Genomic DNA, 18,273 nt, shown 5'->3' on the forward strand with positions numbered 1-18,273 from the left:
TATCTATATCCAATAACATTACTCTTCATCTAATCCGCAAAGGAGTCTATCATGAGAGGGTTTTTACGATCCCGCAGTTGGTTGATCATGACGGCAACCATCACTGCACTGGCTGTAATCACGACGTCCGATTGGAAACCGAGCCAACCGGAGCAATACCGAAAAAAGAAAGAAGAAGTCAAACGTTTTGACAAACCCGATGAATTTATCAAAGCATTTCGCGATATGCGGATCCGCGACGGTAAAACCAAATCGGATTATCCGCAAAACTATAAGTTAACTGAAATGCGCCGTTTCGGAATTATCCCGAAAGACGGAGAAATAGGAACCTCAGTTCAGCGTATAGGCAAAACCGGTGCAACACTGGACTGGGTTGAACGCGGGCCCAACAATGTGCCCGGACGTACACGCGGTATGATCGTAGATCCCGACGATGCCACAGGTGCGACGTGGTTTGCCGGATCCGTCGGCGGCGGTGTTTGGAAAACCACCAATAGCGGTTTTTCATGGACTCCGTTGACCGAAGGCATCCCCAATCTTGCTACGACCTCACTCGCAATGGCTCCCTCCAATCATAATATTATTTATGTCGGCACAGGAGAAGGCTTCGGTAATTTAGACGGTGTCGGCGGTGATGGTATTTTTAAAACGACCAACAAAGGCGCGAGCTGGACACAACTTGCAAGTACGATCGCCGTTAATTCTTCCAGTTCAAATCGTAATTTTGAATTTGTTAATCGAATCTCCGTTCATCCGACCGATCCCAGCACTTTGGTCGTCGCTACAAATACCGGTATTATGCGTTCTACCGATGGCGGTGATACTTGGACCAAAGTACATACTTCAGCATCGGCGGTTCAAGATCTTGTGGCAAATCCTCAAAATTGGAATACGCAGTATGCATCCAAAAATGCAAGCGGGATTATTAAATCTTTAGACGGTGGGATTACATGGACGAGCTATTCCACCGGAATTACACAAGCGCAACGTATAGAGGTTGCCATATCACCGGTGGATACCAATCGTCTATATTTAGCGGTTGAGAATGCATCCGATTTATCGGATTTGTATGTAACCTATAACGGCGGTACACAATGGTACCTAGTAAACGTTCAAACCGGTACCAATCCTGATTGGCTTAACGGCCAAGGATGGTATGATAATACCATCGTCGCCCACCCAACTAATCCTAATGTATGCTATACAGCCGGTGTATCCGTTTTCAAACATAGTATTGTCGGTGACGGGCCCACTGTCCGTGTAACTCTAGTAGACACCGTCGGAACGGCCGGTTGGCTTGCGTTCCAAAATTTTGGACTTTCATATTTAGGCGGCGGTGTAAGTACAGGAGAAAATGGATTTGGAAGCACCAACCCCGTTGGACTCACAAGCCAAGATTCCAATATGAGTATCGAAGTTCGTTTTGGACCCGGCCGCTCTCAAAAAGCCCATCGTTTCAAAACCGACGCTCAAGGAGCAGGACAAACATCGCCAAACTATAAATATCAAAATTATGTAAATGTGCCTTTTGAAGCGTGGGATGTAACCAATAACCGTCAAATCAACATTAGTTTTCGTGATGAAAACAATGACGGCGAATTTGACATAGAGCTGAGCTCCGGAGACGGCGTATATCGAGAATATTTTTTCGTCGAAGGATCCACGTACAACAGTGGCACTCCGGATCCTAATATTACCGTTGACGGGGGTTTTAAATACAGAGTAGTACTTGAAGTAGGACCGGCACTTCCGACTGATGTGGATTGGAATCCTGCAACCATTCCGGATTCAAAAATTTCCCTGACACGTATTACCAATCAAACAAAACTTCGCACATCGGAAGTACGTTCTGATCCCTATGGACAATTTAGCGGACCTAACTCCAATGTGCATCCGGATCACCACAATCTGATGATTATTCCGGTCGCCGGTGCACCGTTTAAAATACTCAATGCGAACGATGGTGGTGTGTGGATATCTTTGGATTCGGCCGGATCATTTGCCTTAGCAAGCGGCGGATACAATACGACCCAATTTTACGGAGTTGACAAAGCTAAAGGATCGAATACATATATCGCCGGCGCACAGGATAATGGTACATGGTTGAGTTCTGCAAATCCCACATCAACATCCGGATGGGCTTCGAAAATCGGAGGCGACGGGTTTGAAGCGCTGTGGAACTACGGAAACTCAAACTTGTTACTTGGCGCGTCGCAATTCAACGGCGTCCAACGTTCTTCCAATGCAGGTGCATCGTTTTCAAATTCAATTTCAGGATTGGCAACCGGTTCCGGTAATGCACCTTTTGTGTCTAACTTGTCTAATTCCCCACTTGATCCTGATCTTGTATTTGCGGTAGGCGCTCAAGGGGTTTATCGCTCTACTAATTTTGGATCGTCATGGACTCTTGTTTCAATTCCTTCGCAATGGGGTATGTGGAGCATGTCAGGTACAGAGATATCATTAGCCAATTCAAATATCGTTTGGGCACATGGAGGGATGTCTAATACTGGTACGCGCCGAAAAGTTCATGTATCAAAAGATCGAGGTGCCACTTTCGCTCCTGTTAATAACTACCTTACTAACAGCAATGACACGACTTCGACGATCGGATTGATTAGTGGATTTGCTACGCACCCCCGTGAAGACAGCACAGCCTATGCTTTGTTTTCAGTTGCCGATGCTCCGAAAATTTTGCGAACGACTAATTTAGGATCCACTTGGGAGGATATTTCCGGATTCGGCGATGATAACAACAGCAGTAACGGCTTTCCCGATGTTGCGGTTTATACATTGATCGTAATGCCGCATAACACCAATGAAATTTGGGCCGGTACGGAGATTGGTTTATTTATTTCTACCAATAACGGTGCAACATGGTCCTATGCCAATAACGGTCTTCCTGCGGTAGCCATCTGGCAAATGTCTATCAAAGACAAACAGGTGATCGTCGCAACCCACGGGCGTGGGGTGTGGACCGTAGATATATCCGGTATCCCTGCTATACCTACATCATCCGGAACGATAGCCACAATGCGACTAGGAAAGAATTTTTCCAAAGTGTTTGCCGCAAAACTTTCTTCCTATTTTACTAATCCGGATGGAACGGGCTTTACCTATTCTGTCAAAACTTCCAACGGTGGCGTCGTGCCGGTGATTTCTTCCGACTCGCTATATCTTACGAGCACGACCGATTATGTGGGAAGTGTGACCGTTAGCGCATACGCCTACAATGGTTATAAGCTCAACAAATCGTTTACTGTTAATGTCGAAAACGATGTTGTTGCCCCAGTATTGTCGGTTGGCGCCCTGACTACACCGGCTATTGATGCAGTCAAGTTTGGGGTCACGGCGGACGAACCCATTAAAAATGTATTATTAGCGGTCAATAGCCAGTCGGTGAGTTTGTCCAAACAAGGTAATATTTATTTTGGAACGTACACGATCGCTTCATCGCGCACACTCACGGTGGCCGTCAGCGCTAAAGATACTTCTGATAACCTTTCATCCAAAAACGTGACCTATAATGTTGCTGCACTGTCGAAACCACTAGTAATTGATAAATATACCATTACGGGTAAGGGTAACGAGGGGTATATTTTGGCCACGACCACAGCGGCTGAAAATATTCCTACCGGATGGACGGAAATCGCGCCTGCGATTCGCATGATGGCGACGGCTCCCGGCGCTGATCTTAAAGTCGAAGCCAATGTACAAGGGTTACAAGACGTTGTTGCTGACCCACAATTCGACGAATCCCGCATAGGTATTTACGAATTTGCAGAAGGCCAATGGCGCCACATAGCGGAAGCTAATAATGGACGCGTCATGGCCAAGCATACAGGCAATCCGGTAGCTATTTACTATAATCCGGATTATAACGTTGTCCCAAATAAATATGAGCTCGAGCAGAATTATCCCAATCCGTTTAACCCCAGTACAATGATTCGTTATTCTGTTAAGAATGAAGGCCGTGTAGTGATCAAAGTGTACAATATGCTTGGACAAGAAGTGCGTACATTGGTTAATGAACACAAACCGGCAGGGCGCTTTAACGTTTCTTGGGACGGTCGAAATAATGCGGGACAAACGGTTTCAACCGGCGTTTACATTTATCGTATGCAGGCTGGTTCTGTCATTCAAAACCGCAAAATGCTTTTTGTAAAATAAGTTTAATTTTATAAACAGGCCGTCGTTGTGTAAACATAATGGCCTTACAGAAAAGGATACTTTATATGAAAAATATGCAATGGATTTTATTTGCTATCGCCATCACTTTGGTGGTAGCCTGCGGAGGTGGGGGCGGTAAATCATCCGGTCCTGATCTTGATGATGCCAAAACGGATTTTTCTTCAGGCAACTATGCCGATGCACTTACGACATATCTCAGCTTGGTAGATAAAGAAGGAGCGTCGGCGCAAGTCGGTGCAGGATGGTGCTACAATCGGCTCGGTACCTACAGCAGTGCCATCACACAATTTGCCGCCGCCGCTGGTGATTCTAATGTGGACGGATATGCTGGATGGGGGCTAGCCTTATGGGCCACTGATGCAAGCGCATCCACTGCGCAAAGCGTCATCGATAAAGCAAACTTTGTTATTCGCAAAAATCCTGCGTTTACTTTATCGTTAGATTCACGCATAGATGTTGACCATATCGTATACATTAAAGCATGCAGTCATTTGTTGCTTCAACAATATCAGTCATGTGTAGATGCCATAAAAATGCTGCCCAACCAATCTGGTTATAGCGTCAATGTGTCCGATCCCAATATTCATTCATTACTTTTGGCTAAATTGGAATCACTCGGATCTGCATCTTAAGTAATCAAAGCATATTCATTAAAAAAACCTCCCGATTTTGTCGGGAGGTTTTTTTATGTGGAAATTGAACTTAAAAGACGAATCAAAAACTTATCGCATTACAAAACTACGGAACTCTTTTAATAATACCCTCTTTGACTTCGTATTTTCCCGGACCAAGCTTAAACGTTTTAGGATTACGTGTCCCCGCTGTACCGGCATTGGACTGTCCGGCGGAATAAACACCTTCTAAAACAGCGATTACTTCCGCTTTAAGTTCGATCGTTTGATTATATTTTAAAACCGTGTATCCCAATTGCGTTGCCATATAGTCCGTCGTACCTTTGGCCGCCGTCACAAATCCATTGCTCCGCTGCGATGATGCATCCAACAAACCTTTCCACTGGTCTTCCGAAATGCGTTTAGCCGTCTTCAATTGATCTGTATTGTAGGATTTATCCTGTGCGGAAACAATACCTGTCAAAACTACTGACATCAAAAATAAATACAACGCTTTCATGAAGTCACCTCTTTTACCTTAGTTTGATTGTCAAATAATAACTTTCGCTAACGAAAGAGTCAAAACAAATTATTGAATTCAAAGTGATTTCTTGATTATCCATTCTCTTTTTTCTATTATTTCGGATTGCTCTCACTAAAAAACGGAATCTAACGATCACCTATGCAGTTACGCGTTGCCAGTATCACCGATCGGGGGCTCAATCCCAGTCGCACACACAATGAAGACAGTTTTTTTACAGGAAACCAGCTTTATATAGTCGCCGACGGACTCGGCGGAGAATTGGCCGGCGAAGTGGCCAGTCAGATGACGATTGAAAAATTCAACGAATGGTTCCCCGATGCCACACGGGAATCGGCGAATGAAGCTGTCAGTGAACTCGCCGCTATTGAACGCACGGTCAAACGGGTCAACGCTTATGTGTATCAGGAAGCACAAAAGCCCGAATTTAAAAATATGGGATCCACCTTATCGATCTTATATTTTTTCAGGAATCATGCGCTAATCGGTCACGTCGGTGACAGCAAGATCTATCGTGTTCGCAACGGTAAAACCGAACAACTCAGCCATGATCAAAGCATGGTACAGCAGCTTTTGGATAAAGGCATTATTACCACCGAACAAGCTAAACGTCATCCGATGCGCAATGTTTTGCTGAGCTGCATCGCGCACAAGCCGGATATTGACGTCTTTACGTATGACACCGATATACAGAACGGGGATTTTTATTTGTTATGCTCGGATGGCGTGTCCGAGTATGTCGGTCACGGGGCTATTGCCGAGATGGCGGGCAACGGATTTTCAGGAGAAGAAATTTGTGCCACTATCAAAAATATCGTGTATGCCGGCGGCGCCATGGACAATATGACGGCAATCGTCATATTTGTCGATCAGGTTGACGCGTAAAAAACTCCGCTAACCTTTTTTTTCTTCCACGATCTGCCGCAACGCTTCCAAGTCTTTCATCATCTGTTTTTGTTTGCTATTCATACGCTGTACATAGTAGAACAGCAATACCCATATCGCGGCAAATGCGGCAAACAAGTAACCTAAATTCTCCATCGAAATTATTCCTTAACCGTTATTTTTTTCAGGCGGATAGTAACGCATATATACAACATCGCTCAATCGAATCGCTTCTTTACAATACGGATCAACTTTCTTTTCGAATAGCATATCATCCACCACCGTGATCGCCTCTTTCCACGTTTTACTGCGATTGACTTGACTCACAAAATCACGATAGTACGCTTCATCACCGCCAAAAATAGACTTCATAAAAATCTGTTCATCTTTCGGCGTGATCACCGACTGCAAAAGCACTAAATTATCCGATTCTTTGATATCCTTAAGACGGATGGTTTGCGTATCGTCCGAAAAACCTTGGACCAGCTCTTCTTTGATAAATTCGCCCGTTACCTCTGCGACTGTTTCAGGAGCAAATTTTATTTTAGTCGAACCGGTTTTAGCTTTCATATCTGCGGGAAAAGCTATCGTCTCAACAGTCGGCTCTTTCGGCTTGGGGCGCAGTTCGTCGGTTTTTTCCTTTGAAGGTTGATGGCTTAATATCGCATTGAGGTCGATAATCTCGCCGCTTTCTTCGTCCTTTCGCACTTTATCGATGACGAGATCCGTAGTATCTTTGGGCTTAGCCGCGGGTCTGGATTCGACCGGTGAGGGCTCCGATTTAGGTGATAGATTCACGATCGTTTTTTCGGCCGCCACGGCTTTCTTCTCTTTCAGTATAACAAAACGATTGAGAACTTGTCGTAAGCCGTAAATATTGATCTGCTCATTGCCCAATTCCTTTTCGATATTGAGCGCTACTTCAAAATCACGCAACGAACGATCGGCAAAAGCCTTCATCAACAAACCAATTTCGATCGTATTTGTCGACGCGCCGCGCAGCTCATTCACTTCTTTCATCACAAGACCGCACAGTTTGAGCACGTTCTCCAGAGCATCTTTACCAAAAAGGCTTTGATTGATCTCGTTGATGAGCAGACGAAGCTGGATTTTATTGAGATGCGTGATGGCTTTGGCTTTAGCATAACGCTCCAAAGCATCGGGATAGTATTTGTAGATTTCAAACACACGGTACTGATTGACGATCTCTTCGATCGTACGCGCCGGCGTATCGGCAAACATCAACGATTCGACCGTTGCCAGCGGCATCGTGATGTATTGCAAACGTAACAATAACGACTCGCGAAGCGTTTGTTCCACTTCCGTTTTCGGTATCAGCCATTCGCGTTTCAGTTCATCCACCAATATATCCAACGCCTTATCTACCGGCGCTTTGCCGTAAGGAAGGGCTGTATTGATGCGCGCCGCCACGATGCGGGCTTTTTCTGCTCGAAAAATCTGTTCGTACTTACCGGTAAAGATTTTCCGAACCACTTCATCCGAACCTTTTCCGGTCAGTTCAAAATACGACCAGTGATTCTGGTCCGTATGCATCTTCTGACGGATTTGTTCATAAATCCCGTCAACTATCGTTTCAAACATACCCCGTTTCACCCGCGCACCGCGCGCGGGAGCCCTTTATTATGATGAGCCGTCAGAACTACTGACAGCTTGCGCAGTGCCTGATCAGTCCTGCGCCTCCTCCGATTCTTCTTCTTTGATACTTGTAATATCTGAAATCGTGTCGTCTTCTTTCAGTTTGACGAGACGAACGCCTTGGGTATTACGGCCCATCGTACGAATGTCCGCCATTTTGAGGCGAATGACCATACCGTTTTGCGTGATGATCATCAGATCTTCATTGTCCACCACTTCACGGATAGCAATCATGGCCCCGGTTTTGTCGGTGGCTTTCATTGAGATGATACCTTTTCCGCCGCGGCGTGTGGTGCGATAATCGCCGACTTCGCTGCGTTTGCCATAACCCATATCGGAAACGACAAGGATCGTACCGTTTTCACGTTTGAGTGAGACCATGCCGACCACATAATCACCTTTTTCCAAATTGATACCGGTGACGCCGCGCGCCGAGCGACCCATTTCACGAACTTCTTCACCGTGGAAACGAATAGCGATACCGTCATGCGTTCCGAGCAATACATCTTGCTTAAGATCAGTCAACTGAGCGTCTACAAGATCATCGTTTTTCTCGATGGTAATAGCGATGATACCGCCTTTGCGGGGATTGCTGTATTCGGAAAGATTGGAACGTTTGATGACACCTTCTTTGGTTACCATCAATACGGACAATTGATCACTGAATTCTTTGACATTGATCACGGCACGGATTTTCTCGTCCGATTGCTGTTCGATCAGGTTACTGATGTGTTTACCGCGCGCCGTTTTACTAAGCTCAGGCACTTCATACACCTTCAGCCAATAACAACGGCCCTTGTTGGTAAAGAACATGATGTATTCGTGCGTGGAAGCAACAAAAAGATGCTCGATAAAATCATCATCCTTGGTCTGACCGCCGGATACACCTTGACCTCCGCGGCCCTGGCGACGATAACCGCTCACAGGGAAGCGCTTGATATAACCCTGCCGCGAAATGGTGACAACCACTTCTTCTTCAGCGATCGTATCTTCAAAGTCAATTTCTTCAACTTCTTTTTTGAGGATCTCCGTACGGCGTTCATCGCCGAACGTTTTACGAATATCCGCCAATTCATCTTTGATGATCGCCATACGTTTGGCTTTGCTGGCGAGAATACCTTTGAGCTTTTCAATAAGCTTGATCACGTCACGGTATTCGTTTTCGATTTTTTCGACTTCCAGGTTCGTAAGGCGCTGGAGCTGCATTTTGAGAATTTCCGTCGCCTGAATTTCGGAAAGCTTGTATTTTTTCATCAAGCCTTCTTTAGCCACGGCAGGATCTTTGGACTTTTTGATCAGCTGAATGATCGCATCAATATTCTCAAGCGCTATTTTTAAGCCTTCTAAAATGTGCGCACGGCGTTCTGCGGCTTCGAGTTCGAATTGCGTACGGCGTTGCACCACTTCGTGGCGATGGTCAATGAAATGCTGAAGCGTTTGCTTAAGATTGAGGACCATCGGGCGTCCGTCCACAAGCGCCAGAATGATAATACCGAACGTCGTTTGCATCTGCGTATGCTTGAAGAGGTTATTCATCACCACTTGCGCATTGGCATCACGCTTCAGTTCGATCACTACGCGGATACCGTCGCGATCGGATTCGTCGCGCAGAGCGCTGATATCTTCGACTTTTTTCTCACGCACGAGATCGGAAATTTTTTCGACAAGATTCGCTTTATTCACCGTGTACGGGAGTTCGGTGATAATAATGCTTTGCCGATTATTTTTATTGGTCTCGATATTGGCGCGCGCGCGGATGATGATTTTACCGCGGCCTGTTTCGTAGGCTTCTTTGATACCCGCCACGCCATTGATGATGCCGGCCGTCGGAAAATCCGGTCCTTTGATATGCTTCATCAAATCTTTGATCGTGATTTCCGGATCGTCGATCAACGCATGCAATCCGTCCACCACCTCCGTCAGATTATGCGGAGGAATATTGGTCGCCATACCGACGGCAATACCGGTAGAACCGTTGACCAGCAAATTCGGCATAACCGCCGGAAGCACTTCCGGCATTTTGAGCGTATCGTCAAAATTGGGTACAAAATTAACCGTGTTTTTTTCGAGATCGCGCAACATTTCTTCAGCGATACGGGACAAGCGGCACTCCGTATAACGCATGGCGGCCGGCGAATCGCCGTCAATCGAACCGAAATTACCCTGCCCATCCACCAGCATATAGCGCAGCGAAAAAGGTTGGGCCATACGAACGATCGTATCGTACACGGCCGTGTCGCCGTGCGGGTGGTATTTACCAAGCACTTCACCGACGATACGCGCCGATTTTTTATACGGCTTATTGTAAGACATGCCGAGTTCATTCATACCAAAAAGCACGCGGCGATGCACCGGTTTCAATCCGTCGCGCACATCCGGAATCGCACGGGACACAATGACGGACATCGAATAATCGATGTAACATTCCCGCATCTCGTCTTCGATATTACGCGGAACAAGTTTTTCTATAGTGGACATCGGGTTACCTTTAATTCCTTTCCATTACTTTATATCAATTTTAATAGTAGTTTTCCAAAGCTGAAAAAAATCTGTCTGCCCTAGCTCGTCGTCAAATTGCCTTATCATTTGTTCGATTCGTCGGATATTGAGTCTATCCTTCTGTACTTGTATAATTTTCTGAACATCGTCAACATCCTTAGGGCGTCCGGCAATAAGTTTCTGAACAATCAAATACTCCGGAGCTATAAAATTAACTTCCGTTCCTCTAATCTGTTTCCGTTGACCGTTAGTAATCGCATCATATTCAAACTGCGTCGCGCTAAAAATAAGATCCACTTTTATTCCGGTTGATCGATGCCTCAACGGTAAAACCCACGTATCCCGAGCGAATGTTTCGGGATGATCCGTCATAGACTCAAACGCCGTCAATTTTTTAAGAACATCTTCGCATTGATCCGGCAACAGTCGCATCGTCACATCAATATCTTTTGTAAAACGCGTTTCGCCGTAATAAATGGCCGCCTGACCTCCGACAATCATGTACGGGATAGAAGCCTCATTCAGCTGTGTTGCGATAGCGATCAACGCTTCGTCAAGCAACATAAGAGCGCAATCGTTTCCGAACTTCAACCATTTTCAGGCGATGTTGATATGCGTCAGAATCTTTTGACATTTCCGAAGCGACGTCGTTACTAAAAATGCCAGGATTGCGTTGTAACGCCGTACAATATAGCTCTTCAAACTCGGCGACTTTGGCTTCATAAGGCATATTTTCGTACACCGTTTTTCTTTGTTTAGAATCCCAACGATGGAATGCCGCCCATGCTTTCTGGCGACGAATGTAATCTTCGCGCGACATAATTATACATCCAAATTGCGTACGTATTTCGCATTGTCTTCGATAAATTTACGGCGCGGTTCGACGGCGTCACCCATCAACGTAGAAAACACGTGATCGGCGGTCGCTGCATCTTCGATAGTCACCTGCATCATGACGCGTTTGTCCGGATCCATCGTCGTGGACCAAAGCTGCTCGGGGTTCATTTCACCCAAACCTTTGTACCGCTGAATATTGGTATCTTCTTCTTTGGCGCCCCACTGTTTGAGCATGGCGGCTTTTTCTTCATCATCAAACGCGTATTTTTCTTCTTTACCTTTTTTCAAGCGATATAGCGGCGGCTGGGCAATGTATAAGTTACCGTTTTCGACCAATTGGCGCATGTGACGGAAGAAAAACGTGAGCAGCAGCGTGCGAATATGTGCACCGTCCACGTCGGCATCGGTCATGATAATGACTTTGCCGTAGCGCAGGTTGGCGAGATTAAAATCATCGGTACCGATGCCCGTGCCGATCGCGCTTACGATGGTAAGAATTTCCTCATTGGAAAGCATTTTATCGAGACGCGCTTTTTCGACGTTGAGGATTTTACCTTTCAGGGGGAGAATTGCCTGAAAACGACGATCACGGCCTTGCTTGGCCGAGCCGCCGGCGGAATCACCCTCGACGAGATAAATTTCACAATATTGCGGATCGCTGATGGAGCAATCGGCTAATTTTCCGGGAAGACCGGATGACTCCAGCATGTTTTTCTTACGCGTAAGATCACGCGCTTTACGTGCAGCTTCGCGGGCACGCGCGGCCTGAAGACACTTATCAATAATCTGTTTGGCAACACCGGGACTCTTTTCGAGAAACTCCATCAGACCTTCGCCGACAGCTTGTTCCACGATACCCTTAACTTCGCTATTACCCAGTTTGGTTTTGGTTTGCCCTTCAAATTGCGGCTCGGCGATCTTAACGCTGATAATCGCTGTCAGACCTTCGCGGGTATCATCGCCCTGAATCGAGATGCCTTCTTTTTCTTTGACCAGATTGTTTTTAGTCGCGTAATTATTCAGAGTACGCGTAAGCGCTGTACGAAAACCGGAAAGGTGCGTGCCGCCTTCGACGGTATTGATGTTATTGACGTAGCTGAATACGTTTTCGTTGTAGGAATCGTTGTACTGAAATGCAATCTCGACCGGCACGTTTTCTTTTTCGGTTTCGATATAGATCGGTTTTTTCATCAGCGCCGTACGCGATTCGTCAAGATATTGGACGAACTGCGAAATGCCGCCTTCGTAGTGGTATTCTTCGCGACGATTCTTTTCGCGTTTATCTTCCAGCGTGATTTTCAGATTGCGGTTGAGAAATGCCAGTTCGCGCATACGTGCGGACAATGTGTCAAAAGTGTACACGATTTTTTTGAAAATCGTACTGTCCGCCATAAACGTCGTTGTCGTACCGCTTTCTTTGGACTTGCCCACTTCGTCAACTTTGGTCGTCGAACGACCGGCTTTGTATTTCTGACGATACATCTTTCCGTTTCGGCGCACTTCGACTTCGCACCATTCGGAAAGCGCATTGACGACGGACGCACCGACACCGTGCAAACCGCCGGAGACTTTGTACGTATTTTTGTCAAACTTACCGCCGGCGCCTAGCACGGTCATAACGACTTCGACCGCAGGTTTCTTTTCCGTCGGGTGCATGTCCACGGGAATACCGCGGCCATTGTCCACGACGGTGATCGAATTATCTTCATTGATGGAAACATTGATCTCCGTGCAATAACCGGCCATCGCTTCGTCAATGGAGTTATCAACAATTTCATACACCAGATGGTGCAAACCGCGGGTACTGACATCGCCGATATACATCGCGGGACGACGACGAACGTGCTCTAGTCCTTCGAGAACCTGAATATTTTCAGCGTCGTATTTTGCGCCGGTTTTTTTCTGTTCTTTTTCTGCCATGAATCCTTTAGTCCTTTTAATCTATGATTATGATTTATTTTCTGACGGTTCTTATTTCAATCTTTCCAGTACACCCTTTCGCTTAACGATATTCTTGTAATCCCATTGTATCGTTTTGGCTTTTTTTAACCAACGCGCCAAGTCTTTTTTGATAACCTGATCCGCGCTTGTAAAACGTTTTTCCGCTGCTTTGAAACGGCCTTCATTTTGCAGACCGGGTTCATCAAATGACTGTCCGCTCCAAAAGAGCAATCGAATGCAGCTTTTCAGCTTGCTGTATCCGACAATCGGATTCCCATCAAGAAACCAAACCGGATGCGCATGCCATACTTTGTTTTCGGCCTCCGGCAATCCGCGGCTAATCTCAGCGTACAGTGTTTCGCAGATCAGCCGATCTTCGTCGGAGAGTTGGCCGTGATAGGCTTTAACATCTTTATGCATAACGCATTATTTCAAAATTACCGGAAAACTATTTCGCGTACTATTTTTTCACCTAACGCGGAATTGATCCGTTCGATAATATTTCTTTTTTGATAAAAAAGTTCCTGCCGCCACACGCTATTGACCACCTCCAAAAAAAGCAGTCCGTCTTCGATCTTGACCGCTTTGGCGCGCTGAGTAAATGCCGTTCCCATGAGGCGTTCAAACTGCTCCAGAACGACCTGCTCGTGTACACGATCCGCGATCTTATAACGTTTGAGTAACTTATCCAGCGCTTCACCGAGCGGCGTCGCATCTGTTTTTTTGGGTTTCACGCACTTACACTTCCGTTTATCACTTTAAAATGCCGGATCGGTCTTTTGGTTTCAAAATCACGTTCCGTATCGGCGCTTGTTAAAAAAACCTGGCCGGCGTTTTCAAGATACCGGATAAGATTATGACGTCTTGTCCAATCCAGTTCCGAAAAAACATCATCCAGCAAAAGCAGAGGTTGCAACTCCCGGCGTTCGGCCATATGTAGAAACTCGGCCAGTTTCAACGCCAGCGCCATGGTTTTGAGTTGTCCTTGCGAACCAAACTCACGTATCGCTTTGTCGTTAAGTAAAAGCAAAAGTTCGTCTTTGTGCGGCCCGATCAGCGAAGTTTGGCGCATCATTTCGCGATCGCGGTTTTCAGCGATTGTTTTAGCCATCGCCTCCGCGATACTTTGATCGTCGGGCAAAGTTTCGCACCACCTGTTTATCGTATCCGCATTGGCGATCGTACTTTTATAACTGATGGATGCCTGTTCGGATACCACGGCCAACTCGCCATATACGCGCGCCGCCCATCCGGCAAAAGACCGTACAAACTCCAATCGGCGCCGAATAATACGCGCACCGACCGTAGCCAATTCACGATCCCAAACCGCAAGCAGATCCGGTCTTAAAAACGTGGCGGCAAATAAAGCATTGCGCTGTTTCAAAGCCTGCCGATAGTCCAACAAATCTTTGAGGTACACCGGATATAATTGCGACAGCGCCATATCAAGCCAGCGGCGTCGGTTACCGGGAGCGCCGGACACGATCGCTACATCTTCCGGAGCGGAAATCACCGCCGGGAAACGTCCGATATGTTCCGAAAAACGATCCTGACGTTTTTTTCCGACCAAAAGCGATTTGCCTTCCGCACGATGTACGACAAGGCGTATTTCATCATTTTCCAAAGAACTTTCATCGCGGGCCAATTGCCCTTCGATATCAAAATACGACGTATTAAACCGGATGGCCGATTCGTCTTCCGTCGTTTTAAAACTTTTAGTGAGGCAAAGATAATAAACGGCTTCCAGCAGCGACGTTTTGCCTTGTCCGTTATCGCCCGTAATCACATTGAGACCCGGAGCAAACTGTATTTCCGCGTCGGTATAATTGCGAAAATCCCGGAGCCTGAGACGGCGAATGAGCACGGAACGGGTCAGCCTCCGCGTTAATCGTTGAGGCGAACGGGCATCACCAGCATCATCTGATTTTCATGCTCGAGTTGATGCGACGGCGTGATCACACCGGCCGTTGTGGGGCCTTTGTACGCGATGACGACATCCTGCGTGTCAATATTATTGAGTGCGCTCAAAAGGAGCTGCGCATTATAACCGATCTGCAAGGCATCGCCATCATACTCGGCTTTGATCTGGTTGGAACCCTTACCGCCGCCGTCCACATCTTCGGCGGAAATGCGCGCGCCGTCTTTGTCCATCGCGAGACGAATCTGGTGCGTAATCGGATTGGCAAAAATCGAAGCACGGCGAACTTTTTCGACAAGCGTAGCGGCATCCACCGTCAATTTTTTATTATTGTCGCCGGGGATCACACGTTCATAATCCGGATAATTTTCATCCAAAATACGTCCGAAAAGTTGGGTGTCGCCCATGTCGAAACAAATGTGATTTTGTCCGAAAATAATTTTGGTCGCGTCTTTGGTGTCTTTGGCTACTTCAGACAAAGCTTTGGTCGGCACGATCACGTTGGTTTTTTCTTTGATCGTGGTTTCAAATTTGGTGCATACCATTTTACCAAGGCGATGACCGTCGGTCGCTACAAGGCGAAACTCGCTGCCATGAATCTGAAAAAGAACACCCGTCAAAGCCGGGCGCAACTGATCGTTACTGACGGCGAAAATCGTTTTGCCGATCATGCGGGAAAGTTGTTTGGCTTCGATGGTCAGCGAACCTTTTTCGTCAACGGTCGGAAGCGACGGATAATCGTCGTCCGACTCACCGGGAATGCGGTATTCTTCATTATCGCAATGCACGAAAAATTTGAACTGTGCATCGGCGGAAACTTCCAGTGGAATATTGGGCAGGGATTTAACCAGATCGTTGAGGGGTTTGGACGGTACCGTGATGCTTCCGGGTTGTTTGACATCCACTTGAATTTTGGTGGTGATCGAAACATCCAAATCCGTAGCGGTTAACGTAAGGAAACCATCTTGCGCTTTGAGCATGACGTTGCTCAGCACGGGCAACGTGGATTTTGAGGGAACGACGCTGATAACACGCGCCAATCCTTTGGCCAGATCGGCCTGAGCAACCGTAAACTTCATATCCTGCAACTCCTGTGGCTAAATAACAAATATATTCTATTCAAAAAATTATAGTGCCAAACGACGGGTTTTATTTCACCGTGAAATTCAACAAAATCAAGGGTTGACGGGCATTTTTAAAACTGAAAATCATAGTGTTTTATTGTCAAAAATTCAAGCAAAATATTATGATTATCACCGCCCAAAAACACCCTATCCGTAAAGTTCCATGCGCGTTTGTATGACGTGCATGCCCTTGTTTTTTATAAAAAATAGTTCCGTTTTATCGGCGAATGTTATTAATTTGTTTTGCCTGTTTGTGTAAAATAATTTTTTAGCGCGAAGCGCGATAATACAAACCGTTTATTTTATTTGTTCACGTTTTCGTTTTAGTATTACAGGCGCCACGCATTCAAACAACGGAAGGTGTTTTTGATCAATACGATCCATAACTATTAAACACCATGTATCATATTTTCCGCACGATAACCCAAAACACGTACACAAAAAAACACGGACAAGCATACACATTAAACTATGTTTCCCATTCGCGACACCATCCCCTCTTCCCGGTTTCCGCTGGTCACGACTGTATTGATCGTGATCAATAGCCTGATCTTTCTGTATGAAGTATCGTTAGGCGAGCAACTCAACCGATTGATCAACGCGCTAGGCATCATACCGGCAAAATATTTTTGGCAAGGTGAGTTTGGTCGCGCCAATTTCATCGAACGCTTTTTTCCGTTTTTCACATCCATGTTTTTGCATGGCGGTTGGATGCACGCCATCGGTAATATGTGGTATCTGTGGATTTTCGGCGATAATGTGGAAGATCGCATGGGTCGCGGGCGTTTTTTGCTGTTTTATCTGTTGTGCGGACTTGGTGCCGGGCTTTCGCATGCGTACCTCAATGCCGACTCGCGCATACCAACGATCGGCGCCAGCGGTGCCATAGCCGGCGTGATGGGTGCTTACATCGTATTATTTCCGCATTCGCGCGTACTTACACTGGTGCCGATTTTCATTTTTATTCAGTTTTTTGAAATTCCGGCCATTTTTTTTCTCGGCTTTTGGGTTGTTTTACAATTTTTACAAGGAACGGCTTCGCTCATGTCCGATGCTTCGAGCGGTGTTGCCTGGTGGGCGCATCTGGGTGGGTTTGTATTCGGCGCGATTCTGGTTTTTGTTTTCCGTCAACGGGAACCGCGAAGATGGTACGATGAGGAATACGAATAGTTCACATTTTTTTTCTATTCTTCTATTCTATTGTCTTCTCGCGGAGACGCTAAGTCGAAAAATTCTTATGATTAGCTGTGGCTTATCGAGAATATATTCCGTATCCGTAGCTCTGATCCGATAAAAATAAAGAAGAATATTTCTCCAAATAATTTGTAATTTCATCACAGCCTCCGGTACTAAGGAATGACCCACGGTATATGGGATAATCCCGTAGCCGTGCAAACAAACGATTCCTTGGTAGAGGAGGTGATGAAACTTGATAAAAAAGAATAACATGAAACAAACCTGCCCGATAAGCCTCATGCTGATGGTGATCGTGATGCTGTTACCCGGCTGCGACCCTAAGGAACATGAGACGTATAAACCGCTCGAGTGCACAGATGGTAATCTGTCGCTATCCGCGCAGGTGTGGCCATCGGGCTATGGCGATCCCTTTAACACCAAACGCGCTACCCGTCAGCGTGTGCATGCATGCGTCAGCGGCCCGACCTCCAAGCCCGCTTTGCAGTGGGGGTTTGAACTTGGTCATAACCAGCACTTCGCATCACCGGCTGTAGCCGATGACGGTACGATTTATGTTTTTGGCGCACCCAAACAAGATACTTTGCCTTTGCAGATCGGTGTGATGGCTTTTACTCCGTCAGGCTCACTCAAGTGGTTTTTCCCGGTACGATACCATACCCAACAGGCCGAGTTTTTCTACGAATCTTTAGCCATAGGCCATGACGGTACGATCTATGGCGGATTCGCTTCAAGGGACAGCAGCTACACGGCAATCAAACCCGATGGTACGCTCAAATGGCGCTACAAACTCAAGCTGTCAGGGCCTTTTACTGAAACCAGCGCTAAACCGGCGATCGGCCCGGATGGCGCGATCTATGGCGCCACGCGGGATAC

At 46.4% G+C, this 18,273-nt stretch carries 16 protein-coding genes; 5 read left to right on the forward strand and 11 right to left on the reverse strand.

Features of this window, described 5'->3' with window-relative positions; translation table 11 throughout:
* Positions 1 to 51: 51 nt before the first annotated feature.
* Both HUU58_03375 and HUU58_03380 read left to right on the forward strand, forming a co-directional pair.
* Complete coding sequence (locus tag HUU58_03375; GenBank protein NUN44697.1) at positions 52 to 4,170, forward strand: T9SS type A sorting domain-containing protein; 4,119 nt, start codon at positions 52 to 54, stop codon at positions 4,168 to 4,170.
* 65 nt (positions 4,171 to 4,235) lie between these two features.
* Positions 4,236 to 4,823 carry a hypothetical protein gene (locus HUU58_03380; GenBank protein ID NUN44698.1) on the forward strand — a complete coding sequence of 196 codons (588 nt, stop codon included), beginning with the start codon at positions 4,236 to 4,238 and terminating at the stop codon, positions 4,821 to 4,823.
* A 106-nt stretch (positions 4,824 to 4,929) separates the two neighbouring features.
* On the opposite strand, the gene HUU58_03385 is transcribed toward HUU58_03380, so the two are convergent.
* On the reverse strand, positions 4,930 to 5,322 hold the full coding sequence (locus HUU58_03385) for a hypothetical protein (GenBank protein NUN44699.1): 393 nt from the start codon (positions 5,320 to 5,322) through the stop codon (positions 4,930 to 4,932).
* Between the two features lie 162 nt (positions 5,323 to 5,484).
* Between HUU58_03385 and HUU58_03390 the strand changes: the two genes are divergently transcribed.
* Entirely contained in the window at positions 5,485 to 6,228 is a 744-nt protein-coding gene (locus HUU58_03390; GenBank protein NUN44700.1) for a serine/threonine-protein phosphatase, read from the forward strand.
* Positions 6,229 to 6,237: 9 nt separating this feature from the next.
* Here HUU58_03390 and HUU58_03395 read toward each other — a convergent pair whose 3' ends face one another.
* The 10 genes from HUU58_03395 to dnaN form a co-directional block, all read right to left on the reverse strand.
* A complete protein-coding gene (locus HUU58_03395; protein ID NUN44701.1) occupies positions 6,238 to 6,384 on the reverse strand; it encodes a CcmD family protein in 147 nt (48 codons plus the stop codon).
* A gap of 12 nt (positions 6,385 to 6,396) precedes the next feature.
* Complete coding sequence (locus tag HUU58_03400) at positions 6,397 to 7,830, reverse strand: hypothetical protein (GenBank protein NUN44702.1); 1,434 nt, start codon at positions 7,828 to 7,830, stop codon at positions 6,397 to 6,399.
* 84 nt (positions 7,831 to 7,914) lie between these two features.
* Complete coding sequence (gene gyrA / locus HUU58_03405) at positions 7,915 to 10,362, reverse strand: DNA gyrase subunit A (GenBank protein NUN44703.1); 2,448 nt, start codon at positions 10,360 to 10,362, stop codon at positions 7,915 to 7,917.
* A 24-nt stretch (positions 10,363 to 10,386) separates the two neighbouring features.
* Positions 10,387 to 10,947 (reverse strand): nucleotidyltransferase, encoded by a 561-nt coding sequence (locus tag HUU58_03410; GenBank protein NUN44704.1) that lies wholly within the window; start codon positions 10,945 to 10,947, stop codon positions 10,387 to 10,389.
* A complete protein-coding gene (locus HUU58_03415) occupies positions 10,937 to 11,203 on the reverse strand; it encodes a hypothetical protein (GenBank protein ID NUN44705.1) in 267 nt (88 codons plus the stop codon). Before HUU58_03415 ends, HUU58_03410 begins: the two co-directional genes overlap by 11 nt.
* A 2-nt stretch (positions 11,204 to 11,205) precedes the next feature.
* Positions 11,206 to 13,140: a DNA topoisomerase (ATP-hydrolyzing) subunit B gene (gyrB, locus tag HUU58_03420; GenBank protein ID NUN44706.1), complete on the reverse strand. Its 1,935-nt coding sequence runs from the start codon at positions 13,138 to 13,140 to the stop codon at positions 11,206 to 11,208.
* A 51-nt stretch (positions 13,141 to 13,191) separates the two neighbouring features.
* On the reverse strand, positions 13,192 to 13,581 hold the full coding sequence (locus tag HUU58_03425; protein ID NUN44707.1) for a DUF1801 domain-containing protein: 390 nt from the start codon (positions 13,579 to 13,581) through the stop codon (positions 13,192 to 13,194).
* Positions 13,582 to 13,598: 17 nt separating this feature from the next.
* A complete protein-coding gene (locus HUU58_03430; protein NUN44708.1) occupies positions 13,599 to 13,895 on the reverse strand; it encodes a DUF721 domain-containing protein in 297 nt (98 codons plus the stop codon).
* Positions 13,892 to 15,025 (reverse strand): DNA replication/repair protein RecF, encoded by a 1,134-nt coding sequence (gene recF, locus HUU58_03435; GenBank protein ID NUN44709.1) that lies wholly within the window; start codon positions 15,023 to 15,025, stop codon positions 13,892 to 13,894. Before recF ends, HUU58_03430 begins: the two co-directional genes overlap by 4 nt.
* A 20-nt stretch (positions 15,026 to 15,045) precedes the next feature.
* Positions 15,046 to 16,158 carry a DNA polymerase III subunit beta gene (gene dnaN, locus HUU58_03440; protein ID NUN44710.1) on the reverse strand — a complete coding sequence of 371 codons (1,113 nt, stop codon included), beginning with the start codon at positions 16,156 to 16,158 and terminating at the stop codon, positions 15,046 to 15,048.
* 516 nt (positions 16,159 to 16,674) lie between these two features.
* On the opposite strand from dnaN, the gene HUU58_03445 reads away from it, so the two are divergent.
* Together HUU58_03445 and HUU58_03450 are read left to right on the forward strand one after the other, a co-directional pair.
* The gene (locus HUU58_03445; GenBank protein ID NUN44711.1) at positions 16,675 to 17,373 is read left to right on the forward strand and encodes a rhomboid family intramembrane serine protease; all 699 of its coding nucleotides are present in this window, start codon (positions 16,675 to 16,677) and stop codon (positions 17,371 to 17,373) included.
* 277 nt (positions 17,374 to 17,650) lie between these two features.
* Positions 17,651 to 18,273: PQQ-like beta-propeller repeat protein (locus HUU58_03450; protein ID NUN44712.1), on the forward strand; the 623-nt coding region annotated here is incomplete at its 3' end.

The sequence above is a fragment of the bacterium genome, assembly GCA_013360215.1.
GTDB lineage: Bacteria > CLD3 > CLD3 > SB21 > SB21 > JABWCP01.